Consider the following 25646-nt stretch of genomic DNA (forward strand, 5'->3'; position numbering starts at 1 on the left):
GATTGATTGACGTTTTTCCGAGGTGGCGATGCGGTGGCGGCGCGGTGCGGGTAGAGCCGCTGGCGGGCTGTACGTCGAACGTGGAGCAATTGGAGCGCCTGGAAACGGCCAGCGCATTGCAATCGATTGGAGGTTTGGACCGGTGGCGGGTTTCCGACGCCGGGTTTTGGCAGTCGATTACCGGGCTTCAGCATTCGCTCGCCGGTCGGCAGGCAGTGCCGGCGCCGAGGCGCGGGGCGCCGGTCAATGCGTAGGAGCGCCCTTGGGCGCGATGGGCGTTCCCGATGAAGCCCTATGGGCGTTCCCGGTAAAGCCCTCGCGACCGAGGTCGCTCCTACCAAGCGGTGTCAGCGAGATTGTCTGGGCCACTACGCGTGGTCGGGTCGCCGGTATGTCGTAGGAGCGCACTTGTGCGCGAGGGCATTCCCGATAACGCCCGTCGCGCCCGGGTGCGCTCCTACGCGGTGGCCAATCGACGAACCCGCCTCATCAGTCACCACGGCGAAGGCCGGCTGACCACAAACCCGTCTTATCAATCGACGGGCCTGGGTCAGCTAATGGTGCCCGCGAGCTTCAACCGAGTGATTCCAAGCGCCCGGCTCAGCTAATGGTGCCGACCAGCTTCAACCGCTTGTCTTCCGGCACTTCGCTATAGGCCAGCACCGACAGGCTCGGCACGCTATGGCGGACCAGGCGGGCCAGGGCGGCGCGCACCTGGCCGGGCACCAGCACCACCGCCGGTTCGTTGCGGGCTTCCTGCTTGCCGACGCACTCGGCCAGGCTCTGGTGCAGGCGTTCGGCCAGGCCCGGTTCCAGCGCCACGCCGTTGCCATGGGTGGATTCCTGCAGCACGCGCTCCAGCTGCGGGGCCAGGGTGAACACCGGCAGCTCGGCCGACATGCCGGCGATTTCCTGCACGATGAACCGGCCCAGCGAGGTGCGCACCGCGGCGGTGAGGGCGGCCGGGTCCTGGCTGTGCGGGGCGTGCTCGACCAGGGCTTCGACGATCTTGCGCAGCTGGCGTACCGGGATGCGTTCGATCAGCAGGTTCTGCAACACGCGCACCACCACCGACAGCGGCAGCGCCTTCGGGGTGAGGTCTTCGACCATCTTCGGCGCGGTCTTGCCCAGGGTGGCCAGCAACTGCTGCACTTCTTCGTGGCCGAGCAGCTCCGGGGCGTGTTCGCGGATCAGGTGCGACAGGTGGGTGGCGACCACGGTGGCCGGGTCGACCACGGTGTAGCCCATCGATTCGGCATAGGCGCGCTGATGCGGCTGGATCCAGGTGGCATCCAGGCCGAACGCCGGGTCCTTGCCGGGAATGCCGTCCAGCTGGCCGAGCGCACCGCCCGGGTCCAGGGCCAGTTCGCGGTCGGGGTAGATCTCGGCGGTGGCCACCGGCACGCCGTGCACCAGCAGCCGGTAGGCGTTGGCTGAGAGCTCCAGGTTGTCGCGGATGTGCACCGGCGGCACCAGGAAGCCGATGTCCTGGGTGAGCTTGCGGCGCACGCCCTTGATGCGCGCCATCAATTCGCCGCCCTGGTTCTTGTCCACCAGCGGAATCAGCCGGTAGCCCACTTCCAGGCCCAGCGGGTCGATCGGGCGCAATTCGTCCCAGCTCAGCTCGGCGCTGGCGGCGGCGGCCGTCGCGGCAGCGGCGGCCTTCGGGTCGGTGGCGGCTTCGCCGGTGGGGGCGACCACCAGGCTGCGCTTGTACATTTTCCAGGCGATGACGCCTAGGATCAGGCCGAGCGTCAAAAACGCGACGTTCGGCATGCCCGGCACCAGGCCGACCAGGCCCAGGATCGCCGCGGCCACCGCGAGGGCGCGGTGCTGGCCGAAGACCTGGCTGATCATGGCGCCGCGCATGTCCTGCGCCCGCGAGGCGCGGGTCACCAGCAGGGCGACCGAGGACGAGACCAGCAAGGCCGGCAGCTGCGCCACCAGGCCGTCACCGATGGACAGCAGCGTGTAGGTGGACGCCGCATCGATGAAGGACATGTTGTGCTGGAGCATGCCCACCGCCATGCCGCCGATGAGGTTGATGAACAGGATCAGGATGGCGGCGATGGCGTCGCCGCGGATGAACTTGTTGGCACCGTCCATTGCGCCGTAGAAGTCGGCTTCCTCGCGGACCTCTTCGCGGCGGGCCTTGGCTTCCTCACGCGTCAGCAAACCGGCGTTGAGGTCGGCGTCGATGGCCATCTGCTTGCCGGGCATGGCGTCCAGGATGAAGCGGGCGGTCACTTCCGACACGCGCCCGGCACCCTTGGTGATGACCACGAAGTTGATGATGGTCAGGATCGCGAACACCACGATGCCCACGGCGTAGTTGCCGCCGATCACGAACTGGCCGAAGGCCTCGATCACCTTGCCGGCTGCGGCGTGGCCGTCCTGGCCGTTGATCAGGATCACGCGGCTGGAGGCGACGTTCAGCGCCAGCCGCAGCATCGTGGTCATCAGCAGCACGATCGGGAAAATGGTGAATTCCAGCGGGCGCTGCACGTAGACCACCGCCAGCAGCACCATCAGCGAGATGGCGATGTTGAAGGTGAACAGCGCATCCAGCACCGGCGCGGCCAGCGGCACCATCAGCATGGCCAGCATGGCCATCAGCGCGAGCGGGGCGCCCAGGCCGTTGCGCAGCAGCTCCATCACGCGGCGGGCGTTCATCGGGGCGGGTTGGGCGCTCATGCGCTGGCCCCCTTACCGAACTCATCCACCTCGAGCGGCGGCAGATCCGGCATCGGGCCGCCGTTCCAGCCGCGTAGCTGGTAGACGTAGGACAACACCTGTGCCACCACCGAATAGAGTCTCACGGGAATTTCCTTGCCGAGTTGGGCTTCCCTATACAAGGCGCGTGCCAAAGGCGGCGCAGTGACGATCGCCACCCGGTGCTGCTCGCAGGCTTCGCGGATGCGGAAGGCCATTTCGTCCACGCCTTTGGCCACCACGACCGGGGCGCGCATCTTGCCGCCTTCGTACTTCAGCGCCACCGCGTAGTGGGTGGGATTCATCAGCACCACGTCGGCGGTGGGCAGCGCTTCCATCATCCGGCGCTGCGACATCTGCATCTGCATCTGGCGGATACGGCCCTTCACTTCCGGGCTGCCTTCGCTTTCCTTCATCTCGCGCTTGATCTCCTCGCGCGTCATCTTCAGCTTCCGCAGCCAGTTCCACTTCTGGTACGGCGCGTCGAAGGCGGCCAGCAGCACCAGCGCGCCGGCGGTGTAGAACAGCAGGCTCTTGGTGAAGTCCAGCCCGTTGCCCACGGCCTGTTCCAGCGGCTGGTTCACCAGCGAGCGCAGCCCGTGCAGGCCCTTGGAGATGCAGAGGCTGGCCGCCAGGCCCACGAACAGCAGGCGCAGGATCGACTTGACCAGCTCGGCCAGGCTGTTGCTGCCCCACATGCGCTTGATCCCGTTCATGGGATTGAGCTTGTTGAGGTCGGGCATGATCGCCTTGCCGGAAAAGTGCAGGCCGCTCATCAGCAGCGGGCCGACCAGCCCGGCCGCCAGGCAGATGCCGATCAGCGGCACCATCACCCACAGCAGTTGCAGCAGCAGATCGCCGAAGTGGCCGAACAAGGCCATCGGGTTCTCGCGCATCTTCGGGTCGGGGCTCAACGCGGTCTTCATCCAGACACTGGCGCCGTCGCCGATGCCGCGCGCCATCAGCATCAGCGCGAACACGCCGGTGCCGAACACCGCGGCGGTGGACAACTCACGCGATTGCGGGATGTTGCCTTGCTCGCGGGCTTCGCGCAGGCGTTTTTCGGTGGGTAGTTCGGTGCGTTCGCCGCCGTCTTCGGACTCGGACATTGGGGGGCCGTTGACTGGATTGGCCCTGTGTTATGCAAGGGTTGTTCCTTAAAACGGGAATGGGGAATCGGGATTCGGGAATCGCAAGGGCGGGGGGCTGCGCGCTGAGCGATTGCGGGGCTTGGGAATAGGCAAAGCCTGGTAGCAGACGGCTGGCAGGTTGCGCTGGCCGGGCAAGCGGCGGTGGTGCGTTTTACGCCGGATGGCTGGGAGCGTGCATGGTCGAGATCGGGGCGCCTGGCCATGCCAACCATGTGGGTGCGCTGTTGGGTGATTCGGTGTGTGTTGGCAGCTGGATGCTGGGAGCGCGAACGATTGGGCTGGGCCACGGGATCGATTGGCCTGCATGGGGCTGAAGGAGGGGGCGTCAGGCTGCCGACGTTGGGCTGCGTACACGCAAGGTGCGGGCCGGCGCCTGAGTAACTTTCACCTCCAGCCGGGGTTTGCTCAGCTGGCGCGGCGGCGTTCGCCATCGCGCTGGGCGACGACCAGGGCGATGAAGCGGTCCGGTTCCATCGGCCGGCCCAGCAGGTAGCCCTGCAGTTGGTCGCAGCCCAGGCGTTCTAGCGTGTTGCGCTGGGCGGCGGTCTCTACGCCTTCGGCCACCACCTGCAGGCGCATGGTGTGGGCCAGGGCCACCACGGCGGCGACGATGGCGATGTCTTCCGGGCCGCTGTCCATGGCCTGCACGAAGCTGCGGTCGATCTTGAGCTCGTGGGCGGGCAGCTTGCGCAGGTAGAGCAGGTTGGAATAGCCGGTGCCGAAGTCGTCGATGGCGATCCGTACGCCCAGGTCGGTGAGCTGGCCCAGCGTGCGCAGACAGGCGTCGGCGTCGCGCATGGCCATGGTTTCGGTGATCTCCAGGGTCAGCTGGCCGGGCGCGATGGCGTGCGCGGCCAGGGTGGCGGCCACTTCCGCCGGCAGGCTGGGCGAGGCCAGCTGGGTGGCGGAGAGATTCACCGCCACGCGCCAGTCGCCGTGCCCGGCATCGCGCCAGGCGCGCATCTGCCGGCAGGCTTCTTCCAGCACCCATTGGCCGAGCGGGCCGATCATGCCGCTGCGCTCGGCCAAGGGGATGAAGCTGTCCGGCGGCACCATGCCGCGTTCGGGATGCAGCCAGCGGATCAATGCCTCCGCGCCCAGGGGGCGGCCGTCTTCAGCGCAGTATTTGGGCTGGTAGTGCAGGGCGAACTGGCCCAGCTCCAGCGCGCGCGGCAGGTCCTGCAGCAACTGCAGGCGCTCGCGAGTGGTGCCGGTCATCGAACGATCAAAGAAGCTGTAGCGGTTGCGGCCGGCCTGCTTGGCGTGGCCCATCGCGGCATCGGCGTGGGTCATCAGCTGGTGCTCGCTGCCGGCATCTTCCGGATACAGCGCAATGCCCACGCTGCTGCTGAGGCGCAGCTCGTGCTCGCCCACCAAAAACGGCAACGCCAGCGCCTGCACCAGATGCCCGGCGATGGCGGCGGCATCTTCCGGGTCGGCGATGTCGGCCACTAGCACGAATTCGTCCGCGCCCAGCCGGGCCAGGCTGCCGTGTGCGCGCCGATGCGCGCCCAGCCGCTGTGCCACGGCGATCAGCAGCTGGTCGCCGAGCTGATGCCCGTAGCCGTCGTTGACCGCCTTGAAGCCGTCCAGGTCGATCAGCATCACCGCAAAGCGCTGCCCGTCGCGCTGGCCGCGCTCGATGCTTTGCAGCACGTGCTCATGCAGCAGCACGCGGTTGGGCAGGCGGGTCAGCGGGTCGTGCAGGGCGGCCAGCACCAGTTCTTGGTTGGCCTGTGCCAGCGATTGCGCCAGCACGTCGGTGCGTTGCTGGAAGCGACGCGACAGCACCGAGATCACCAGCGCCAGCCCCAGCAAGCCCAAGGTGACCGCCGCCACCACCGAGGCCAGCCACGACAGCGGCAGCTGCGCGCCGATCCCGGCCGCGCCGCACATGCTGCCGGGCGCAAATTGCGCGGCAGCCATGCCGGTGTAGTGCATGCCCACGATGGCCACGCCCATGATCATGGCGGCGACCACGCGCAGGCTGTAGCGGCGGCCGTCGTGGCGCAGCTGGAAGGCGATCCACAACGCTGCAGCCGAGGCACCGATGGCGATCGCCACCGAGACCGCGAACAGCAGCGGGTCATAGGTGATCTCCGGATCCATGCGCATCGCGGCCATGTCCATGTAGTGCATCAGCGCGATGCCCAGGCCCATCAGCAGCGCGCCCAGGCTCAAGCGGCGCCAGGGCAGGTCGGCGCGCGAGGTCAGCCACAGCGCCAACGCCGAGGCCAGGATCGCCACCAACATCGAGTACGCGGTCAACGCCAGGTCGTAGCCCAGCGGAATCGGCAGCTGGAATGCCAGCATGCCGACGAAGTGCATCGACCAGATGCCGAACCCCATCGCAATGGCGCCGCCCACCAGCCACGCGGCCGCAATGCCGCCACGGCTGGCGGTCATGCGCGCGGCCAGGTGCAGCGCGGTATACGAGGCCAGCACGGCCACCGCCAGCGACAGCAGCACCAGCGAAAGATTGTAAGTACCGAGCACCCGTCCACATCCCGCGCCGACACCAGCGCTTGCCCTGTGAGCTAACGACCCGCCGCGCCGCTTCTTGAGTGGGTGCGGCGGCGGGATTCATGCAACCGAGCAGGCCGGGGTTTCCGGTTCGATCCGGTTGCGCCCCTGGCCCTTCGCGCGATACAGCGCCTCGTCGGCACGGGCCAGCAGGGTCGGGGTGCTGTCGCCGCTACGAAACCAGGCCACGCCGACCGAGCAGGTAACCCGCAACGGCCGCGCAATACCGACCTCGTACGGCGTGGCGCCGATCGCCTCATGGATGGCGCGCAGGCGGTGCTGGCTCTGTTGGGTCATGCCCGGCAGCAACAGCAGCAGTTCTTCGCCGCCGTAACGGCCCACCTTGTCGGAGTCGCGCAGGCAGTTGGTCAGCCGCGCCCCGACTTGCGCCAGCACGGCGTCGCCCACCAGGTGCCCGTGTTCGTCGTTGACCAGCTTGAAGTGGTCCAGATCGATCAGCACCACCGCCAACGGGTGGCCGGTGCTGGCGCACTGCTGCAGTTCTTCGGCCAGTGCCTCCAGCACGCCGGAGCGGTTGAGCAGGCCGGTCAGCGCGTCATGGCTGGCCTTCAAGGCCAGCGCGGCGCGTGCGGTTTCCAGCTCGCGCTTCTCGCGCTCGAGTTGGTAGGTCCGTTCGGCCACCAGCTCGGCCAGCATGCGTTCGCGCGCTACCAGATGGCGGTGACGCCAGCGCCACAGGCCGGCCAGCACGCCAGCACCGATCAGCACGTAGAGCGCGATGGCCGGCGGGCTGCGCCACCACAGCGGTGCCACCGCAAACGGCCAGTCGATGATGGGCGAGGCGGTGCGCCGGTAGCGGTCGAGCACCTGCACCTGCAGGCGGAAATGGCCCGAGGGCAGTGGCGGCTGGTCGATGGCCAGGTCGTTGGTCTGGATCCATTCGTCGTGCAGGCCGAGCAGGCGATAACGCACGCTCAGACGGCTGGGGTCGTCGTAGACCTGCAGGCTGGACAACGCCAGATGCAGTGGCTTGTCGTTCCAGGCCAGCAACTGGCCGCGCTGCACCGGCACACCGCCGCGGGTGACGCTGTCGATACGCACGCTGGGCTGCCGCTGGTCGAACAGCCGCGCCGGCGTGCGCACATGGCTGACACCACGCGCGGTGCCGATCCACACCGACCCATCGGGCTCTTCCAGGAATGCGGCTTCGGAGACATCGTCCCAGAGCAGGCCTTGCGACTGCGACAGATGCGACCAGCGCTGGCCGTCGTAGACCTCCACGCCGCTGGCGTGGCCCACCCAGATCCGCCCGGCGCTGTCCTCGCGCAGCAGGTATACGCCCGCTTCGCCCAGGGCCTCGTCGCTGACCGCCTGCAGGTCCAGCCCGGAGGGCTGCAACACGCCATGCCACACGCCGGGGCGATAGAACGCCAGCCAGACTTCGCCGCTGTCGGTGACGTGGAATTTGCTCACCCAGGGCTCGCCCGGCCCGCCGTTGACGCGGATCGGAATCTTGCGCCAGTGCGCTCCCTGCAGGCGGAACAGGCCATTGGCGCTGGACACCCACACACTGCCGTCGCCGCTTTGCTGGACATCGGTATAGGCGATCGCCGGCAAGTCGGCCACCCGGTGCAGGGGGCCGCCCTCCAAGGCCGTGTCGATGACGAACAGCCCGGCCACGCTCAGCGCCCAGAGCCGCCCCTGGCGGTCGAGCAGCAGGCGACGCCCGGTGCGCGGCAGCTTGCCGACCTGGGCGCTGCGCCCATCCGGCCAGTCGCGCCGCACCGCGCCGGCGGAATTGAGGGTCCACACACTGCCGTCGGCAGAGCGCACCATGCTCACCACCTGGATGCCCGAACCCGGCAGCGCCGGCGCAAAGCGGCCATGCGGCACGGCCTGGCGGCCAATGCCGTGTTCGTTGCCGACCAGCAATGCGCCGTGCGCGTCGCGGGTGATCGACCAGGTGGGTGTCAGTGGCATGCCCTGCGAGGCGTCCCAGTTTTCGATCCATTCGTAGCCGGCCCAGCGCACCAGGCCTTCGCCATCGACGCTCATCCACACGTCGCCTTCGGCGTCGACCACCACCGCGTGGCTGCTGCCCTGCGGCAGCCCGTTGCCGGCATCGAAACTGCGCCAGTGGTCAGACTCCCAGCGCACCAGCCCGGCGTGACTGCGCACCAGTACGCGGCCGCTGCGGTCCAGCACCAGTGGCGCTGGCTGGCCGACGGCGCGGCCATCGAGCACCGGCAGTGGCCGAACCGTGAAGTTGTGCGCGCCCGGTGCGCGGTACACGATCGTGCCCACGCCGCGGGCCCACAGCCCACCTGCGCGGTCACGCAACACGCTGTACCAGCGATCGTCCGGCACGCCTTGCTGCGGGCCGTAGACCTGCACCTTGCGCTGCGCATCGATCGCACACAGCTGGCGCCCGCAGCCGGCCCACAAGGTGTCGCCATCCACCGACAGGCTCAGCACCTTGGACAGGTCCGGCACGCGCACCCGGGTGGCGGTGTCCAGCAGCGGTTCGCTATGCCAGCGTTCGCGTGCACGTGGCAACAGGCGCAGCAGGGTCCCGTTATTGGCCAGCACGGTGCCCCACGGCAGGCTGGCCAGCAACACGCCGTCTTGCAGGTGGTTGACTTCAGTGGTGTCGAGCTTGCGAAAGCCGTGTTCGTCGCCGACGAACAGGCTCTGGAAACCTGCTACCCACAAGCGCCCGTCGGGCGCTTCGCTCATCGACGAAATGGGTTCGTTGCGCAGGCCATCCAGTGGCGACTGCTGAAAATTGCGGCCATTGAAGCGATACAGCCCGGTTTCCGTGCACACCCACAGCAATGTGTTGCGGGTCTGCAGCAAGCAGGTGCCAGCCAGCCCGAGCAGGCCTTGATCGTGTGCGTAGCGACGGATGGTGGCGGTCTGCGCACCGGCCAGTTCGGCAAACGCCAGCCACAGCATCACCAACAGCAGCGCCACGCCTTTCGACGGACGCCGGCTTGGCGAAGTGCACTGGCGGTTCTCGAACCCCACGGGCGTCGCGCTCTCCCACGCAGCGGCAGGCGTCAAGGCCGGTGCATCATGCGCCGTACCTCACGGGTGCCATGGACGGCCGGTCATGCAAGCCGCGTTACCACGCTAACGGCTGCAGTGACGGCTTTCTTTAACCGGTGTTGTCGGCGTTGCGTGCTGCGTCACTGGCGTGCAGCTGCGGCGCAGCGTCGTATGCGATGCGGTTGCGTCCGTTGCGCTTGGCCAGATACAGCGCTGCGTCGGCGCGTGCGAGCAGGTGTTCGACGCTGTCGCCGGGGTGCCGCCAGGCCACGCCGATCGAACAGGTGATCGGCAGCACGACCTCGCCGGTGGGGTAATCGCCGCAGATGCCGGCGTGCAGCGCGTCGAGACGATGGGTTGCATCAGCGCCAAGGCCGGGCAGCAGCGCCAGCAATTCTTCGCCGCCATAGCGGCCGATCCGGTCGTTGCCACGCACCAGCGCATTCAAACGCTTGCCGACGCCCGCCAGCACCGCATCGCCGGCCAGATGCCCGTGCTGGTCGTTGACCTGCTTGAAGTGGTCCAGGTCGATCAGCACCACCGCCAGCGGTTGCTCGCGCAGCGGCGCGCTGTCGAGCATGCCGCGGAGCGCTTCCAGAACGCCGGCGCGGTTGAGCAGGCCGGTCAATTCGTCATGCGTGGCCTTGTGCGTCAATGCCGCGCGCGCGGCTTCCAGGTCGCGCTTGTCCTGCTCGAGCTCGGCGGTGCGTTCGGCGATGAGATGTTCCAGCTCCTGCTTGCGCGCCAGCAACTTGCGCGTGCGCCAACGCAGCAGCGCGATCACGCCGCCGATGCCGGCCAGCACGTATGCCACGATGGCCAGCGCGCTGCGCCACCACGGCGGTCGCAGTGCGAAGGCGAACTGCGCAATGGGGCTGACGCTGCGTTGGTAGGCGTCCAGCGCCTGCACTTCCAGCGTGTAGTTGCCCGGTGGCAGCAAGGGGTAGGTGATGTGGCTGAGCGAGGTGGTGGTCCAGCGGGCCTGGCGGCCTTCCACCCGGTAGCGGAAGCTGATGCGCTCCGGCCCGCCTTCCACACCGGGGGTGCGCAGGTCGATCTCCAGCGGCGTCTCCGACCAGCCCACCGATGCATCCGCGCGCAGGCTGCGCTCGCCGCGCTGTACCTGGGCGATCTCCACCCGCAATGGCGGTGCGGCAAACAGGCGCTCGGGCTGGCGCAGATGGCTCAGGCCGCGGCTGCTGCCGATCCAGATGCTGCCGTCGGTGTCTTCGAAAAACGCATTGGCCGACATGTCGTCCCACAGCAGCCCCTCGGCGCGGGTGATCCGCGACCAGTGGCCGTGCTGATACAGATCCAGCCCCTGGCTGCTGCCCACCCACAGCCGGCCCTTGCGGTCGTGACGCAGGATGAAAGGCATGACCTTGGACACCAGCGGGTCGGTCACTGCCTGCAGTGCCACGCTGCCGTCGGGCTGCACACGCCCGTGCCACAGGCCGACCTCGCGCAGCGACACCCAGAGGCCGCCATCGGCGGCGAAGTCGAGCTGGAACATGTCCTGGCTGGGCAGATCGCCACGCACCGGCACCTGCACCCAGCGCGCGCCATCTTGGCGATATAGGCCATCGGCGGTGGCCGCCCACAGCCGGCCCTGCGCGTCGAGATCGAGATCGCCGATAAAGGTGCCGGCCAACGCGACATCGGGTGCCAGCGGGTAGGGTGCCTGGCTGCTGCCGTGGTAGATGCCGCGCGGCGTGGCCATCCACAGCGTGCCGCTGCGGTCGAAGACCAGTTTGTAGACCGGGCTCGGCAGGTCCATCACCCGGCGCGTTTGCCCGGTGATCGAGTCGCGGCGCGCAATGGCGCCGGAAAAGAACGACACCCAGCCCGCGCCATCGGGCGCCACCGCAATGGCCAGCGCCTGCGGCAACGGCTGGCCGTCGTGTTGCAGCCAGGGCTGCGCGCGCTGCGCCTGTGCCGGCAGCAGGCTGCCGCCGCCGTCCGCTCCCACCGCCAGGGTGCCGTCGTGGAGCCGCTGGATGGCCCAGGTGGGCGCGGCGGCCATGCCCTGTGCTTCGGTCAGGTGTTCGATGCTGCCGTAGCCGAGCCAGCGCTGGATCCCCATGCCGCGCGTGCCGATCCACAAGGTGCCGGTGGATTGCTGCAGCAGCGGGCCCACCATCGCATCCAGGTGCAGGCCCTGGTCGGCACCGATGGCCGTCCAGTGACCGTCCTGCCAGCGCACCAGACCATGGTCGGCACGTGTCAGCAGCCGGCCTTGCGGGTCTTCCACCATGGTGGTGGCGCCCGACAGCGTGTTGAAGGTGGCGTGCGCGGTGGACGGATGCGAACGGAAACGCGCCTCGCCTGGCCCGCGCGAGATGATCAGGCCACCGCCACGCAACCACAGCCGGCCGGCACGGTCGCGAAAGATCACCCGCCAGCGCTTGGCCGGCACGCCTTCCTCGTCCGAGAGCACCTCCACCAGCGTGCCGTGCGCATCCAGCCTGCAGACAGTTGCCGCGCAGGCCACCCACAAATCGTTGCCATCGGCCAGCAAGGCGCGGCGCGGCGGCAGCACCGTGCCATCGGCGGCGCGCAGCGGCAGCGGCTGCACCTGCCAACCGGTGACCGCGGCAGGGGTCAGCGCCAGCAGCGTGTTGTCGCTCACCACCGCCACGCCGTTGCGGTAGGCGGCGATCACGTTGCCGGCATCGGCACGGATCCGCTTGCCGTTGTAGTGCACCTGCTCGAAGCGCTCGCCGATGCGGACGAACACGCCGTTGGCGGTGGCCACCCACAGCCGCCCGGCCCGGTCCAGGGTCAGTGCACGGGTATAGCGGGCATCGAGCCCTTGTTCGGCACCGACCGGGACGAAGCGATCGCGCTCGAAGCGGTGCAGCGCGGTTTCAGTGGCCACCCAGACCGCGCCGTTGCGGTCTTCGAGGATGCCGTTGACCGACATTCCCTGCAGGCCATCGGCCTGGTCGTATTCGCGAAAGCTGAAGGTCTGCGCATGCGCTGCACCTGCGGTGCCCAGCAGGGCAACCACCAGCATGCAGACCGCCCGCAGCCACGGCCGAGCCCGCAGCGAACCGCGGCACGGGAGCAGCAGGGCGAGCAGGGCAGGCAGCGTGGGCATCGTTTCCCGTCGACGGAGGAAGGGCAGTAAACACTGGCGATTGCCGCCATCAATCGTCCACCAGCATTGTCGGCCATAGCACCTAAAGCTTGAGGCCGGTCACGCTATCCTGTCAGTGCGCGCGCCGCATCGAACGCGCTGTCGAACAGCCGTTGCACTGGCGGTGCGAATTCGCTGGCGAAACTGGACAGCAGGAACAGCCCCAGCAACACCGTCAGCGGCAAGCCCAGCTGCATTGGATTCAATGCGGGCGCGGCCTTGGCAAGTGCACCAAAGGCCAGGTTCACCGCCAGCATCGCCACCATCATCGGCAAGGCCAGGGTCAGCCCGCCGCGCAGCACTTGCAGGAGCAAGGTGGGGGCCACTTCGGCAAACGCGGCCGCATCCGGCACCGCGGTCCCGATCGGCAAGGCCTTGTAGCTGTCCACCAGTAACGCGATCACCGCCAGGTGCCCATTGGCCGCGAAGAACAGCAGCCCGAAGCCGATGTAGAACCACTGCGCGATCACACCGGAGGTCACCCCGCGCAGCGGGTCGGACATCTGCGCGAACGACAGACCGGTGGCCTGCGACACCAGCTCGCCGGCCAGCGCACCGGCCTCGAAGATCAGCCGCAGCATGAAACCCATGCTGGCCCCCACCGCCAACTCGCGCGCAATGCTCAGCACCGCGGTGGCATTGAACCCGTCCCACTCCGGCACCGGCGGCAGGATCGGCGCCAGCGCCATCGCCAGGGTCCCGGTCAGCATGACCCGCACCCGCCCCGGCACCGCCCGCGTCCCGATCAACGGCATCGCAGTCAGCAGCGCACCGGTGCGCAACATCGTCCACATGATCGCCCCGACCATCGCAAACGCGCGCTGGCCATCGATCACCATCTGGGTAGCGGCATCCATCAGCGCGTCCCGCTACCCGATCAGATGCGGAATGCGGTGGAACAACTCGATGGTGAACTCCACCAGATGTCCCAGCAGCATGCTGCCAGTGGCAAACAAGGTTGCGGTCAAGGCAACGGCCTTGGCGACAAAGCCGATGGTGGGTTCGTTCAACTGGGTGGCAGCCTGCACCACACCAATCACGACACCAACGACCAGCACCGCCAGCAGCATCGGTCCGGCAATCCACAAGACGGTGACCAGGCCACCACGCAATTCGGTCAGGGCGATTTCAGGGCTCATGGGAGTGCTGATGCAAGTGCGGTGCCAAAGGAGGGGATTGGGGAGACGGGATTGGGGATTCGTTTGAAGCAGGGGGCTGAAGTGCCCGTTGCGGGCGCGCATTGCGGTGCACCGAGCAGGTGGTTGTTGAGTCTGTCGACAGGGAGTGGCGATCCGTTCTGGTCACGGTGCTGAAGCGCCCGGTTGGGACTGATTGCGGTTCTGCACAGAGCAACGAGGCGACGAATCCTCCGCTGCCGCTGTGGACGCCATACTCGCTGTTGGGCTTGAGCCCGCTCAGCTGGCCGGTGATACGTAGTGCGCCCTCCACGGTCTTGAAGGTGGCCGTGCCCCCACCTCGCAGTCGCTGGGCCTTCGCTGTTGTTTCCGCCTTCCGACTTGGCTTTGCTGTTGCTAGCTGTTCTCGGCCGTTGCTTAGCTTTGTTGTTGCCTTGCTTTTGCTGTTCTGCTTCGGGGTCCCCCATACCGCAGCGGCAAGCTAGGTAGATACAACCCGCAGGGCGGCGCGCATGGATGCGCGACGTTTTTGTAAGGGACATGGATGTCCCTTACAAAAATTTCTGCCTGGCTTGCGTACCCGGAGCGCGCAGCGCGCAGGGGCGCGAGGACGGGGGTGTGTTTCTTTGGTTACTTTCTTTGCACAAGCAAAGAAGCGCTTTACAGCAGCCGAAGGCTGATCAAGTAACTCGACCCCCGCAGGGGGCCGAAAGCTCTGCACTTGCCTTGAAGTTCTTTGCTTGCTGCAGGCCAATAAATCGACAGCTTTCACGCCCTACGGGCGCGAGTCACTTTTCTTTGCTTGTGCAAAGAAAAGTAACCAAAAGAAAGCACACCCCGTCCTCGCGCCTTCCGCGCTACGCGCTCCAGGTCCGCAGGCCATCCGGGAATTTTTCAAAGGGACGTCCCTGTCCCTTTGAAAAACGTCGCGCATCCATGCGCGCCGCCCCTGCGGGGTTTGCCCCGAATGGCCTGCCGCTGCGGTATGGGGCCCCGGAGAAGCTGAAAGCCAAAGCCAAAGCCAAAGCGAAGGCGAAGCAACAAGCACAAGCAACAAACGGCAAGCGGCAAGCGGAGCCGATGGTTGAGCAATACAGCTTTGACCTGCGGAAAACTCAGTCAACTAGCGCAGTGCTACCGCGCGCAACGCGCGCCCACACCTACGACGCGTTAAAGCTCGCCGCCAGCGTGCCCACCACCAACACCCACCCATCCACCAGGATGAACAACAAGATCTTGAACGGTGCCGAGATCAACATCGGCGACAGCATCATCATGCCCATCGACATCAACACGCTGGCGACCACCAGATCGATGATCACGAACGGAATGAAGATCAGAAACCCGATCTCGAATGCCGTCTTCAGCTCGCTGGTCACAAACGACGCCACCAGCACCGGGAACGGCACCGCGTCCGGGCCGGCGTACTTGCCGTCGCCGGCCATGCCCGCGAAGGTCATCAGGTCGGTCTCGCGGATCTGCGCCAGCATGAAGGCGCGCAGCGGCTGGGTGGTCAGCGTCCAGGCGGTGGAGAAATCGATCTGGTTGTTGAGGTACGGCTGCAGGCCGGCACCCCACATCTTTTGCCACACCGGCATCATCACCAACGCGGTCAGGAACATCGCCAGGCCCAGCAGGACCTGGTTGGAGGGGGTCTGGCCGGTGCCCAGCGCCTGGCGCAGCAGGCCCAGCACGATGGTGATGCGGGTGAAGGCGGTGAGCACCAGCAGCATCGACGGCAGCAGCGTGATCGCCGTCATCAGCAGCAGTGTCTGCAGCGGCAGGCTCACCGGTTGGTCGCCGATGCGGCCAACGCTGACGTTGGGCAAGGTGGGGATCTGATTGCCGGTGGCCGGCGCCGCCGGTGCGGCGGCAGGCGCGGCGGCCTGGGCCATGGCCGGCAGGGCCGCGGGCGTGGCGCTGGCCAGCAGCGGGCAGCTCATCACCAGCAGGATCAACACCAGGCGCACACTGCGCCCCCAGCGATTCCAACGACTGAACATGTCACGGGTCCTTGCGCAGCTTCTGTGCGAGCAGCTGGGCGAAATTGGGAAGTTGCTTGAAATTGGGCAGGGTGGGTGCAGGCGTGGGTGGCAGTGGTTCGGCCAGGGTGTGCAAGGTGCTGATGCCGCCGGCGGTCACGCCCAGCAGCAATTGCTGGCCGTTGACCTCCACCACCACCACGCGTTCCTTGGCACCCACCGCCAGGCTGGTGACCACCCGCAAGCCCTCGGTGCTGCGGAATCCGCTGCCGGGCATGCGCTTGAGCAACCAGCCCAGGCCGACGATCAGCGCGAGCACCAACAGCAATGCAAAGACCGCGCCAAACAGGCCGGGTGATGAGGGCGCCTGCGCACCGACCTGGGTGGCTTTGGTCGCGGCGGGCGCGGCAATGGCCAGCAGGCCGATCACCGCAGCCTCCGGATCCGTTCGCTGGGGCTGACCACGTCGGTCAGGCGGATGCCAAAGCGGTCGTTGATCACCACCACTTCGCCATGCGCGATCAAGGTGCCGTTGACGTACACGTCCAGCGGCTCGCCGGCACCACGTTCCAGTTCCACCACCGAGCCCTGGTTGAGCTGCAGCAAATTGCGGATTGGAATGCGCGCACGGCCGACTTCCAGCGACAGGGTGACCGGCACGTCCAGGATGACGTCCAGGTTGAGGTCGGTGGCGTTCTGGTCGTGCTCGGCGTGCAGGCTTTCGAAGGTGGCAGGCGCGGCGTCGAGGATGTCGGAGTTGATCATTTGCTGGAGTCCTGGGAGGGAACGGCGCGTGGGGCTTGCACGCCGGGCGGGCGCACGGCGGTGATCTTGACGGCGTTGTTGCCGTTGGAAACGCCGAATTCACCCGTAAACAAGGGGATTTCTTCCACGCACAGCGGCACCTGGGCGGGCAGATCGATCGGCAGGATGTCGCCGATCTTCAGGCCGGTGAGCTGGCGCAGGCTCATGCGCTTGCTGGCCAGCACGCTGGAGAGGGTGACCTCGGCGGTGTCCAGCTGCTCGCGCAGCATCACGTTCCACGAATCGTCGCGGTCGTTGCGGTCGCTCTGGATGCCGGCGTCGAGCAGTTCGCGGATCGGCTCCAGCATCGAATACGGCAGGGTGATGTGGATCTCGCCGCCGCCGCCTTCCAGCTCCACGTGGAAGCGGCACACCACCACGTATTCGCGTGGGGTGACGATGTTGGCGAAGTGCGGGTTGATCTCCGAGTTGATGTACTCGAAGTCCACATCCATCACCGGCGCCCAGGCTTCCTTCAGATCGGCGAAGGTCTGCTTGAGCATCAGCTGGATCACGCGCATCTCGGTGGCGGTGAATTCGCGGCCTTCGATGCGGGTGTGGAAGCGGCCGTCGCCGCCGAAGAAGTTGTCCACCACGGTGAACACCAGGGTGGGTTCGAACACGATCAGCCCGGTGCCGCGCAGCGGCTTGAAGCGGATCAGGTTGAGGTTGGTGGGCACGTACAGCGAGTGCATGTACTCGTTGAACTTGACCAGGTCGATGCCGCGCACCGACAGGTCCGCCGAGCGCCGGATCAGGTTGAACAGGCCGATGCGCCACAGCCGCGCGAAGCGCTCGTTGACCATCTCCAGGGTCGGCATGCGGCCACGGATGATGCGGTCCTGGCTGGACAGGTCGTACTGGCGCGCTTCGCCCGGTAAGGGCTCCGGCTCGGTGTTGACCGCGCCCGAATCCACGCCATGCAGCAGGGCATCGATTTCGTCCTGGGAAAGCAGATCACTGACGCTCATGGGGACGGTGCCTTACTGGGTAACGAAACTGGTGAACAGCAGTTCTTCGACGCACTTCTTGCCGGTCTCGCTGGTCATGACCTTCTGCGCTTCGGCCAGCGCGGATTTCTGCAGCTTCTGCTTGCCGGGCAGGTCGGCCACATCGGCGGCCTTGACCTGCGACAGCAGCATCAGCAGATGCGCGCGGATGGCCGGGGCGTTTTCGGTGATGAGCTTGAGTTCTTCCGGGTCGCGAGTGACCAGCTGCACTTCGACCTGCAAGTACTGCGGGCCGTCGCCGGGGTCGGCCAGGTTGACCACGATCGCCGGGTCCATCGGGAAGTACTGCGCCGGCTTGGGCACTTCGGCAACCTTGGGCGCGGCGTGCTTGCCGTCTTTCTCTTCGCCCTTGTGGCCGAGGAAGAACCAGGCGCCGCCGCCGGCAGCCGCCAGCACAACGACACCGATGGCGATCAGCAGGATGGGCTTCTTGCCGCCCTTCTTCTTCTCGTCTTTCTCTTCGGTCTTTTCGGGTTTCTTCGCGGCTGCCACGGTGTGCTCCAGGGGAATGCTCACCCAGTGGATGCAATCGGCGTGCCAAAACCGCGCCGGTTTCCTGGCGCCCGTCTTCCGGATGCACCAAAACCCCCGCAGCCCTTACGCTGCGGGGGTATGGAGGGCACCGCGGGCGGGGGCGTGCCCGCGGTGCACGACGCGATCGGGCCCATGGGCCCGTGGGAATCAGGCGTAAGCGTCCAGCAATCCACGCTGGCGCAGCACCACCGACGGAATTCCGACGGGCGGGCTGTCTTCCAGGCTCAGGCCGTTGCCATCGGTGCCGGCACCGTTGCGATTGCCGGATGGGTTCTGCTGTTGCTGGCTCACATCGGCCTGGCCCAGCTGGAAGCCCTGCTGGCCGAGCATGTCGCGCAGGCGCGGCAGGCTCTGCTCCAGCGCCTGGCGTACATCGGCGTTGGCGGCGGTGAAGCTGGCATTGACCTTGTCGCCTTCCAGATGCAGGCGCACCTCGACCGGGCCCATCTCGTTCGGGGTGACCTTGATGTGGGCGTGGCCGATCTTCTGGTCGGCCAGCCAGCTGAGCCGGGCGCCGATGGCATCGTCGAAGGTGTCGCTGCCCATTTCCGGGGTCGGGGTGGGCGAGGCACTGAACACGGCCGGGGCGTCCTGCAGGCGGTTCAGGGCAGAGGCGGTGGTGGTCGGCAGCACGAAGGCCGGCGCGTCCGGTGCATCGGTCTTGAGGTCGTCGGCCGAGCTGTCCAGTGCGGCGGTGGCCAGGCTCATCAGCGCGGCGGCCTGCGGCTCGCCGCTGAGCGCCGTGGCTGCGGCGGGTTTGGCGGTGGCCGCCGCCGGTGCCAGCGCGCCCAACGAGGGCAGGGCGCTGGCGGCCGTGGCGGTGGTGGCCGGTGCGGCTGCATCGGTGGGCAGGGTGGGCGTGGCGGTGGTCGCCGTGGTGGCAGCGCTCATGCTGGCCGCCAGCGCTGCGGCCGCTGCAGCCAGGGCATCGCCGCCCGGTACCGCTGCCGCCAGCAGGCTCATGCCGAACCCGCCCAGGCCTGCCGGCGGCCAGGCGGCCTCGGGGGTGGCAGTCGCGTCCGTGGGTTCTTCTTTGCCGTCGGCGCCGGCCGGCTTGGCCTTGGCCGTGTCAGTGGCTGCGCTGGTGTCCTTGGCCGCCGGCTCCTTGGTGGACTGCTTGGCGGATTGGGCAGATTTTCCATCGCCGTCCTGCGCACGCGGGCGCGCGGTGGCATCGCCCGGCGCATCCTCGTTGTTGTCGTCGTCGCTGCGCTGCTTGTCGGCGGGCGGCTTGGGCGCGGCCTGCTTGGCCGGCACGCGCTCGGGCGCCTGCGGCGGGGCCTGGTTGGGCGTGTTGGCCGGGTTGAGCATGCGCGCGAACTGGTCCTGCCCCGGGTCCTGCTCGGAGGAGGGATCGCTGTAGCTGGATTTCTTGCCGGTGCTGGCGAGTGCGCCAAGGCCGGCCGCAAACGCGGACAGGGGGTTCATGCGGATTCTCCGGTGGCGTCTTCGCTGCGGGCCAGGCGTACGCGGCGTGCGCCCAGGTCATCCATCTCACGTTGGTCGCGGCGTTCGATCACCTTGTTCTCCTGTGCGCGGTAGCTGGCAGCCAATTGCTCCAGTACCTGTTTTTCGCGGCTGGCCAGCAGCAGGCGGGTGCGCTCGGCTTCCACCTTGGCGCGGTTGCTTTCCACGGTCTGGGCCTGCTGCAGCACGGCGCTGTCGAGCCGGTCCAGGAAGGCGCGGCGGTTGCTCAGCGCCACCGCGCTGGTGCCCGACATCTGGCTGCTGGCGTATTCCTCGGCGTAGCGGCGCAGTTCTTCCAGACGCGACTGATGCGTGTCCAGGGCGCGCTGACGCTCGGCCAGGTCGCGGGCCACCTTGTCTTCCTGTTCCTGCGCACGCCGCAGCAGCGGGTCGATTCGTTTGGACTGCATCATCGGTTAGTTCTCTGGTTCCACCAGCCGCTGCAGCGCGGACAGGCTGTCGGTCAGGTCGGACGCCTTGTGCACGTCCTGGCCAAGGAAGTCGACGATTTCCGGCCAGCGCGCCAGCGCTTCGTCGGTGGCCGGGTCGCTGCCGCGCTGGTAGGCGCCGATGGCGATCAGGTCGCGGTTGGCGGTGTAGGCAGACAGCAGGCGCTTGAGCTTGCGGATGCGCAGGCGCCAGGTGTCGTCGGCGATGTCCTGCACCACGCGGCTGACCGAGGATTCCAGGTCGATGGCCGGGTACAGGCCGCTGTCGGCAACCCGGCGCGAGAGCAGGATGTGGCCGTCGAGAATGGCGCGCGCGGCGTCGGCGATCGGGTCCTGCGGGTCGTCGCCTTCGGTCAGCACGGTGTAGAAGGCGGTGATCGAGCCGCGGCCCTTGGCGCCGTTGCCGGCACGTTCCACCAGCGCCGGCAATTTGGCGAACACCGACGGCGGGTAGCCGCGGGTGGTGGGCGGCTCGCCGACCGACAGGCCGATCTCGCGCTGGGCCTGCGCAAAACGGGTCAGCGAATCCATCAGCAGCAGCACATTCAGGCCCTGGTCGCGGAACCATTCGGCAATCGCGGTGGCGCGGTAGGCGCCGTGCAGGCGGGCCAGCGGCGGGCGGTCGGCCGGGGCGGCCACGACCACGGCACGGCGCAGGCCTTCCTCGCCCAGGGTGGTTTCGACGAAGTCGCGCACTTCGCGACCACGTTCGCCGATCAGCCCCACCACGATGACGTCGGCGGAGGTGAAGCGGGTCATCATGCCGAGCAGCGTCGATTTACCGACGCCGGAGCCGGCGAACAGCCCCACGCGCTGGCCGCGGCCGATCGGCAGCATCGCGTTGATGGCGCGCACGCCCACATCCAGTGAAGTGGTGATGGGTTCGCGCGCCAGCGGGTTGATCGACACGCCGGCCATGCCCACGCTGCCTTCGGCGCGGATCGGGCCCTTGCCGTCCAGCGGGGTGCCGTCGCTGTCGATGACGCGGCCGAGCAGGCCTTCGCCCACTTCCACGCCGCCGCGGCGCCGCGAGGGCACCACGCGGGCGTTGGGCAGCAGGCCGTGCAGTTCGGCGCTGGGCATCAGATAGGTGCGTTCGCCGGAAAAACCGACCACTTCGGCGTCGACCCAGCCGCCATCGACTTCCACCTTGCAGGTGGCGCCCATCGGCGCCTCGCAGCCGGTGGCTTCCAGGGTCAGGCCCACCGCGCGGCGCAGGATGCCTTCGCGGATCAGGGTGCGGCCGGCGGCCGGGTCCAGGCCCAGCCCGCCCAGACGGGTGGCCAGGCGCAGATTGCGTGCATCCAGCCAATCGGCCGGGGTGGCTCCCAACAAGGCGCTCACAGGCCTGCTCCGGATTTACGCATGACGGTTTCCAATGCGGCCCGCAGGCGCGCGTCCAGGGTGCCGTCCACGCGGACGCTTTCGGCATGCACGCGGAGGTCGCCGCGGCTCAGGGTCAGGTCCGGGGCCACCCGGGTGGTGCTGCTGGTGGCCAGGTGCGGCAGCAGGGCGGTGATGTCGTCCGGATGCAGGCGCACCTCGACCTCACGGCCGGCGCTGCCAACCGCATCGATGGCTTCCTGCACCAGGTCGGCCAGCAGCTGCGGCTCGGCCTGGTAGGCGCGCCCGACCAGCGAGCCGGCAATGCGCACGGCCAGCTCGCCGAGCGCGCCGACCACTTCGTTTTCCAGACGTGCCAGCGGGCGGGTGAAGTTGTCCAGGATGCCGTCGATCTGCGCGGTCAGGCGGCGCACTTCCGACTGGCCCTGGGCAAAGCCTTCGGCATGGCCGCGGGCGAAGCCTTCCTGCTGGGCGGCGTCCTCGATGGCCTGGATCTCTTCCAGGGTCGGCGGGCGCAGCACCGGCTCGTACACGGCCGGTTCGTCGAACTCGGCTTCCGGCAGTGCCGGCGCCATGTGCAGGTCGGGGGCGAGCCAGCGGGTGACCACGTCGTTCATACCATCGCCTCCGCACCGGCGCCGCCGAGGCTGATCGCACCTTCGTCAGCCAGGCGGCGGACGATGGTGAGGATTTCCTTCTGCGCCGCTTCCACGTCGGCCAGGCGTACCGGGCCGCGGGCTTCCATGTCTTCGAGCAGGATCTCGGCGGCGCGCTGGGACATGTTGCGGGTGATCTTTTCGCGCACCTTGACGTCGGCGCCGCGCAGGGCCAAGCCCAGGCGCTCGCCGGAGACTTCTCGCAGCAGCGTCTGCAGGCCGCGGTCGTCCAGGTCCACCAGGTTGTCGAACACGAACATCAGGTCCTGGATCTTGCTGGCCAGGTCGGCGTCGATCTTGCCGATCTCGCCCAGCACGCCCTGTTCGGGGCCGGTGTCCAGGAAGTTGAGGATGTTGGCAGCCACCTTGATGCCGCCCACGTTGGACGACTTCAGGTTCTGGTTGCCGGCAAACTGACGCTCCATGATGTCGTTGAGCTCGCTCAGCGCATTGGGCGGGATGCCGTCCAGGGTGGCGATGCGCAGCAGCACGTCGGCGCGGGTGCGCTCGGGCAGCAGCTTCAATGCTTCGGCGGCCTGGTCGCTGTCCAGGTGTGCCATGACGATGGCGATGATCTGCGGGTGTTCGTTACGCACCAGGTCGGCGACCGCGCGCGGGTCCATCCACTTCAGGGTGTCCAGGCCGGTGGTGTTGCGGCCCAGCAGGATGCGGTCGATCAGGCCGCCGGCCTTGTCGGCGCCCAGCGCCTGGATCAGCACGTTGCGGATGTAGTCGTCGGCGCCCACGCCCAGCGAGGTCTTGCCGGCCAGTTCGCCGTTGAAGTCGTCCATCACCTTTTCGACCTGGTCGCGCGAGATCCCGCTCATGGTGGCCATGGCGATGCCGATCTTCTGCACTTCCTTGGGGTCCATGTGCTTGAGCACTTCGGCCGCGTCGGTTTCCCCAAGCGACAGCAACAGCACCGCGGCACGCTGCACACCGGACATCGATTGTGTATCAGGCTTCACTGGCGACCCATCCCTTCACGACTTGTGCAACACGTTTTGAATCGGCTTTGACGGCTTCACGGGCCAGGCGCACCCGTTCTTCGTAGGCATCCGGCAGGGCGATCGGGAGCTTCTTGTCCTGGCCGATCTGCGCGGTGTCTTCTTCCAGGCGGGGCATCAGGTCGTCGTCTTCATCGACCATCCGCACGTCGGCGCTTTGCGGGGTGCCGTCGTTGCCGCCTTTCTTGTGCTTTTCCTTGACCGCAGCGGTGCCGGTCAATTGACGCAGGGTGGGGCGCACCACGCCGAACAGCAGCGCCAGCACCACCACCGCACCGACCAGCAGGCGCAGACCGTTCTGCACGCGTGGGTCTTCCCACCACTTCGGACCTTCCTCGCCCGCCACCGCTTCACGCACGAACGGGGCATTCATCACCGACACCGTGTCGCCACGTGCCGCGTCGAATCCCACCGCCTGCTTGACCAGGCCTTCGATACGGGTGAGCTCGGCCGCAGTCAGCGGTTGCTCGACGATCTTGCCTTTGGCACCCGGGCGCGGGACGTTGTCCAGCAGCACCGCCACCGACACCCGCTTGATGCGGCCCGCCGGCTGACGGGTGTGTTGCAAGGTTCGGTCCAATTCGTAGTTACGGGTGGCGCTCTTGGAACTTTCGGTCGGCGCGGCCGGGGCGGCGGCCTGGCCAGCGGCCGGAGCGCCCGGTGCACCGGCGGTGGCATTGGCGGCCGGGGCAGGCGGCTGGCCGGGGCTGTTGCTGGTGGCGCCCGGAGGACCCTGCGGGCCGGTGGCGCTGGTGCTGCTGTCGCTGACCTGCTCACTGCGCAGCTTGGCCGGCTCGCCGTTGTAGAGCTCGCGAGCTTCTTCGACCACCGAAAAATCCATGTCCACGCTGACTTCCGGGTTGACCCGGCCGGCGCCGGTCATCGGCTCCAGCAGCTCGCGGATGCGCTGGTTATAGGAGCTTTCCTGGCGGCGCACCTGCTCGAACTGGGCGGCGTGCTGGGCGGCGTCGCTGTTGGGGTCGGCAATGGAGAGCATGCGGCCGCTCTGGTCGACCACGGTGACGCGCTCGGGCGTCATGTCCGGGATGCTGGACGCCACCAGATTGACGATGGCATCGACCTGGTTACGCTCCAGGCCCTGGCCGCCGCGCAGCTCCAGCACCACCGAGGCGCTGGCCACGTCGCGCTGGCGGGTGAAGGCGCTGGGCTTGGGAATGGCCAGATGCACGCGGGCCTCGCGCACCGGGCGCAAGGTACCGATGGTGCGCGAGAGTTCGGTTTCCAGCGCGTGCTGATAGCGGGCGTTTTCCACGAACTGGCTGACGCCAAAGCCCGGGTCCTTTTCCATCAGCTCGAAGCCACCGCCGGTCTGCTGGCCGGTCAGGCCGGAGCCGGCCAGCTTCAGGCGCGCGTCGTACAGGCGGTCCTGCGGCACGGAGATGGCGCCGGTGGACTGGTCGATCTTGAACGGGATCTGCGCGGTACGCAGCAGGTCGGCCGCTTCGGCGTTGCCTTTATCGTCCAGGCCGGTATACAGCGCCTGGTAGCCGGGCTTCTGCGACCAGAAGAACACCGCCAGACCGGCAGCCACCGCCAGGGCGATCATCGCCATCATGGTCAGCTTGCGGGTGATCTGCATGCTGCGGATGCGGTCGAACCACTGTCCCGCCTTTTCGGCGTTCTGGTTCATGGAATCTTTGGTGATCGCGAGGGCCATGTGTCGTCAACCTTTACAGCGGCATGTTCATGACGTCCTGATAAGCCTGGACGAGACGGTTGCGGACTTCCACGGTGGCGCGGAAGGCCACCTGGGACTGCTGGGAGGCGACCATCACCCGTGCCAGATCGGCACTGGGGTCACCCATTTCGAACGCCTTGGCCAGCGCGCCGGACTTCTGCTGGGCCTCGTTCACGCCGCCGATGGCGCCGCGCAAGGTCTCGCTGAAGCTCGGTGCCTGCGTGGCCGGCGTGCCTTGCGCGCCAGCCAGTCCCTGGATCTGATTTCCGCGCGCAGCGTCGGCCACCTGACCCATCGGGCCTTGGCCCATCTGTGTCTGGTAGCTGCGGATCTGCGAAAGAATCGAGGTAACGGAGTCGCTCATGGGTGCGGTCAGCCAGGGAGGCATCCACACCAATGCAAGCGGCGTGCCGAAACCGCGGCGGGTTTCTGGCGCGGGGGCGGGGAGGGTGTCCGTAGCTGGGCTGAGTGTGATCCGCGGGCGCAACTTTCTCTGCGCTAGCGAGGCGGGCACCTACTGTTGAGTCGGGTGCTTCTTTAGCCGGGGCTTGTCGACAGGGCGCGCGTTTGTTCAGCCGGTTTGTCTAGCAAGACGCGGGCCTGTCTAGCGAAGAGCGGCTGATCTGCGAGTTTGCTGCAGGGTCCTTGCCCGCACACCATCGCGGGACACGCCGCAAGTACGTCCTTGTAGGCTCTTACGCGGCATCCATGCCGCGTAAGGTCCCGCGACAGTGAGCGGGCAAGGACCAGCCGAGATGGTCGTTGTGTGGTTGCAAGCAGGGCATGGCGTGCGTTGTTCGGCTCACCTTGCGTCCGATCAGCTTTCAAGCGCATGCCCAGCAACAGTCGGACTTCAGTAAACGACGCAAGACTTCCTAGCCTTGCAGGGTAAGCCTCGCGACTAGTGGCGTTTCACTCGACCACCGACCAACTTGCTGGTGCGGTGTCCTCGCCGCTTGCGGGACCGTGTGGCGGCATGGATGCCGCCACCGCCCCCCAGGGACGGGTTCACGGCGTGTCCCGC

The 25646-nt window shown here is 67.5% G+C and carries 19 protein-coding genes; all 19 read right to left on the reverse strand.

What is annotated here, in order from left to right:
* Window positions 1-600: 600 nt before the first annotated feature.
* Window positions 601-2673, reverse strand: coding sequence for a flagellar biosynthesis protein FlhA (gene flhA / locus ACCQ01_RS10225; protein WP_016945277.1), 2073 nt, complete (start codon window positions 2671-2673; stop codon window positions 601-603).
* Window positions 2674-2690: 17 nt separating this feature from the next.
* The gene (gene flhB / locus ACCQ01_RS10230; protein ID WP_012438331.1) at window positions 2691-3821 is read right to left on the reverse strand and encodes a flagellar biosynthesis protein FlhB; all 1131 of its coding nucleotides are present in this window, start codon (window positions 3819-3821) and stop codon (window positions 2691-2693) included.
* 447 nt (window positions 3822-4268) lie between these two features.
* Complete coding sequence (locus ACCQ01_RS10235; RefSeq protein ID WP_228432914.1) at window positions 4269-6359, reverse strand: putative bifunctional diguanylate cyclase/phosphodiesterase; 2091 nt, start codon at window positions 6357-6359, stop codon at window positions 4269-4271.
* A gap of 87 nt (window positions 6360-6446) precedes the next feature.
* Window positions 6447-9374, reverse strand: a complete 2928-nt coding sequence (locus ACCQ01_RS10240; RefSeq protein ID WP_228432915.1) for a ligand-binding sensor domain-containing diguanylate cyclase — start codon at window positions 9372-9374, stop codon at window positions 6447-6449.
* 130 nt (window positions 9375-9504) lie between these two features.
* Entirely contained in the window at window positions 9505-12495 is a 2991-nt protein-coding gene (locus ACCQ01_RS10245; RefSeq protein ID WP_228432916.1) for a ligand-binding sensor domain-containing diguanylate cyclase, read from the reverse strand.
* Window positions 12496-12599: 104 nt separating this feature from the next.
* Entirely contained in the window at window positions 12600-13391 is a 792-nt protein-coding gene (gene fliR, locus ACCQ01_RS10250; protein ID WP_011037080.1) for a flagellar biosynthetic protein FliR, read from the reverse strand.
* Between the two features lie 12 nt (window positions 13392-13403).
* Window positions 13404-13673 (reverse strand): flagellar biosynthetic protein FliQ, encoded by a 270-nt coding sequence (locus ACCQ01_RS10255; protein WP_011037081.1) that lies wholly within the window; start codon window positions 13671-13673, stop codon window positions 13404-13406.
* Window positions 13674-14830: 1157 nt separating this feature from the next.
* Window positions 14831-15673, reverse strand: coding sequence for a flagellar type III secretion system pore protein FliP (gene fliP, locus ACCQ01_RS10260; RefSeq protein ID WP_011037082.1), 843 nt, complete (start codon window positions 15671-15673; stop codon window positions 14831-14833).
* A 1-nt stretch (window position 15674) separates the two neighbouring features.
* Window positions 15675-16082, reverse strand: a complete 408-nt coding sequence (fliO, locus tag ACCQ01_RS10265) for a flagellar biosynthetic protein FliO (protein ID WP_103700696.1) — start codon at window positions 16080-16082, stop codon at window positions 15675-15677.
* The gene (fliN, locus tag ACCQ01_RS10270; RefSeq protein ID WP_014507674.1) at window positions 16079-16417 is read right to left on the reverse strand and encodes a flagellar motor switch protein FliN; all 339 of its coding nucleotides are present in this window, start codon (window positions 16415-16417) and stop codon (window positions 16079-16081) included. The genes fliO and fliN overlap by 4 nt, the downstream gene beginning before the upstream one ends.
* The gene (gene fliM, locus ACCQ01_RS10275) at window positions 16414-17427 is read right to left on the reverse strand and encodes a flagellar motor switch protein FliM (protein ID WP_011037085.1); all 1014 of its coding nucleotides are present in this window, start codon (window positions 17425-17427) and stop codon (window positions 16414-16416) included. The genes fliN and fliM overlap by 4 nt, the downstream gene beginning before the upstream one ends.
* A 12-nt stretch (window positions 17428-17439) precedes the next feature.
* Window positions 17440-17982: a flagellar basal body-associated FliL family protein gene (locus tag ACCQ01_RS10280; protein ID WP_016945280.1), complete on the reverse strand. Its 543-nt coding sequence runs from the start codon at window positions 17980-17982 to the stop codon at window positions 17440-17442.
* Window positions 17983-18147: 165 nt separating this feature from the next.
* Window positions 18148-19428 (reverse strand): flagellar hook-length control protein FliK, encoded by a 1281-nt coding sequence (locus tag ACCQ01_RS10285; RefSeq protein ID WP_228432917.1) that lies wholly within the window; start codon window positions 19426-19428, stop codon window positions 18148-18150.
* The gene (gene fliJ, locus ACCQ01_RS10290) at window positions 19425-19880 is read right to left on the reverse strand and encodes a flagellar export protein FliJ (protein ID WP_011037088.1); all 456 of its coding nucleotides are present in this window, start codon (window positions 19878-19880) and stop codon (window positions 19425-19427) included. The genes ACCQ01_RS10285 and fliJ overlap by 4 nt, the downstream gene beginning before the upstream one ends.
* A gap of 3 nt (window positions 19881-19883) precedes the next feature.
* The gene (gene fliI, locus ACCQ01_RS10295; RefSeq protein WP_012438339.1) at window positions 19884-21260 is read right to left on the reverse strand and encodes a flagellar protein export ATPase FliI; all 1377 of its coding nucleotides are present in this window, start codon (window positions 21258-21260) and stop codon (window positions 19884-19886) included.
* A complete protein-coding gene (locus ACCQ01_RS10300; protein ID WP_011037090.1) occupies window positions 21257-21877 on the reverse strand; it encodes a FliH/SctL family protein in 621 nt (206 codons plus the stop codon). The genes fliI and ACCQ01_RS10300 overlap by 4 nt, the downstream gene beginning before the upstream one ends.
* Window positions 21874-22863 (reverse strand): flagellar motor switch protein FliG, encoded by a 990-nt coding sequence (gene fliG, locus ACCQ01_RS10305; protein ID WP_011037091.1) that lies wholly within the window; start codon window positions 22861-22863, stop codon window positions 21874-21876. Before fliG ends, ACCQ01_RS10300 begins: the two co-directional genes overlap by 4 nt.
* A gap of 10 nt (window positions 22864-22873) precedes the next feature.
* A complete protein-coding gene (fliF, locus tag ACCQ01_RS10310; RefSeq protein WP_057672507.1) occupies window positions 22874-24601 on the reverse strand; it encodes a flagellar basal-body MS-ring/collar protein FliF in 1728 nt (575 codons plus the stop codon).
* A 13-nt stretch (window positions 24602-24614) separates the two neighbouring features.
* Window positions 24615-24986 carry a flagellar hook-basal body complex protein FliE gene (gene fliE / locus ACCQ01_RS10315; protein ID WP_014507679.1) on the reverse strand — a complete coding sequence of 124 codons (372 nt, stop codon included), beginning with the start codon at window positions 24984-24986 and terminating at the stop codon, window positions 24615-24617.
* Window positions 24987-25646: the final 660 nt, after the last annotated feature.

Source organism: Xanthomonas sp. NCPPB 4037, assembly GCF_041475695.2.
GTDB lineage: Bacteria > Pseudomonadota > Gammaproteobacteria > Xanthomonadales > Xanthomonadaceae > Xanthomonas > Xanthomonas campestris.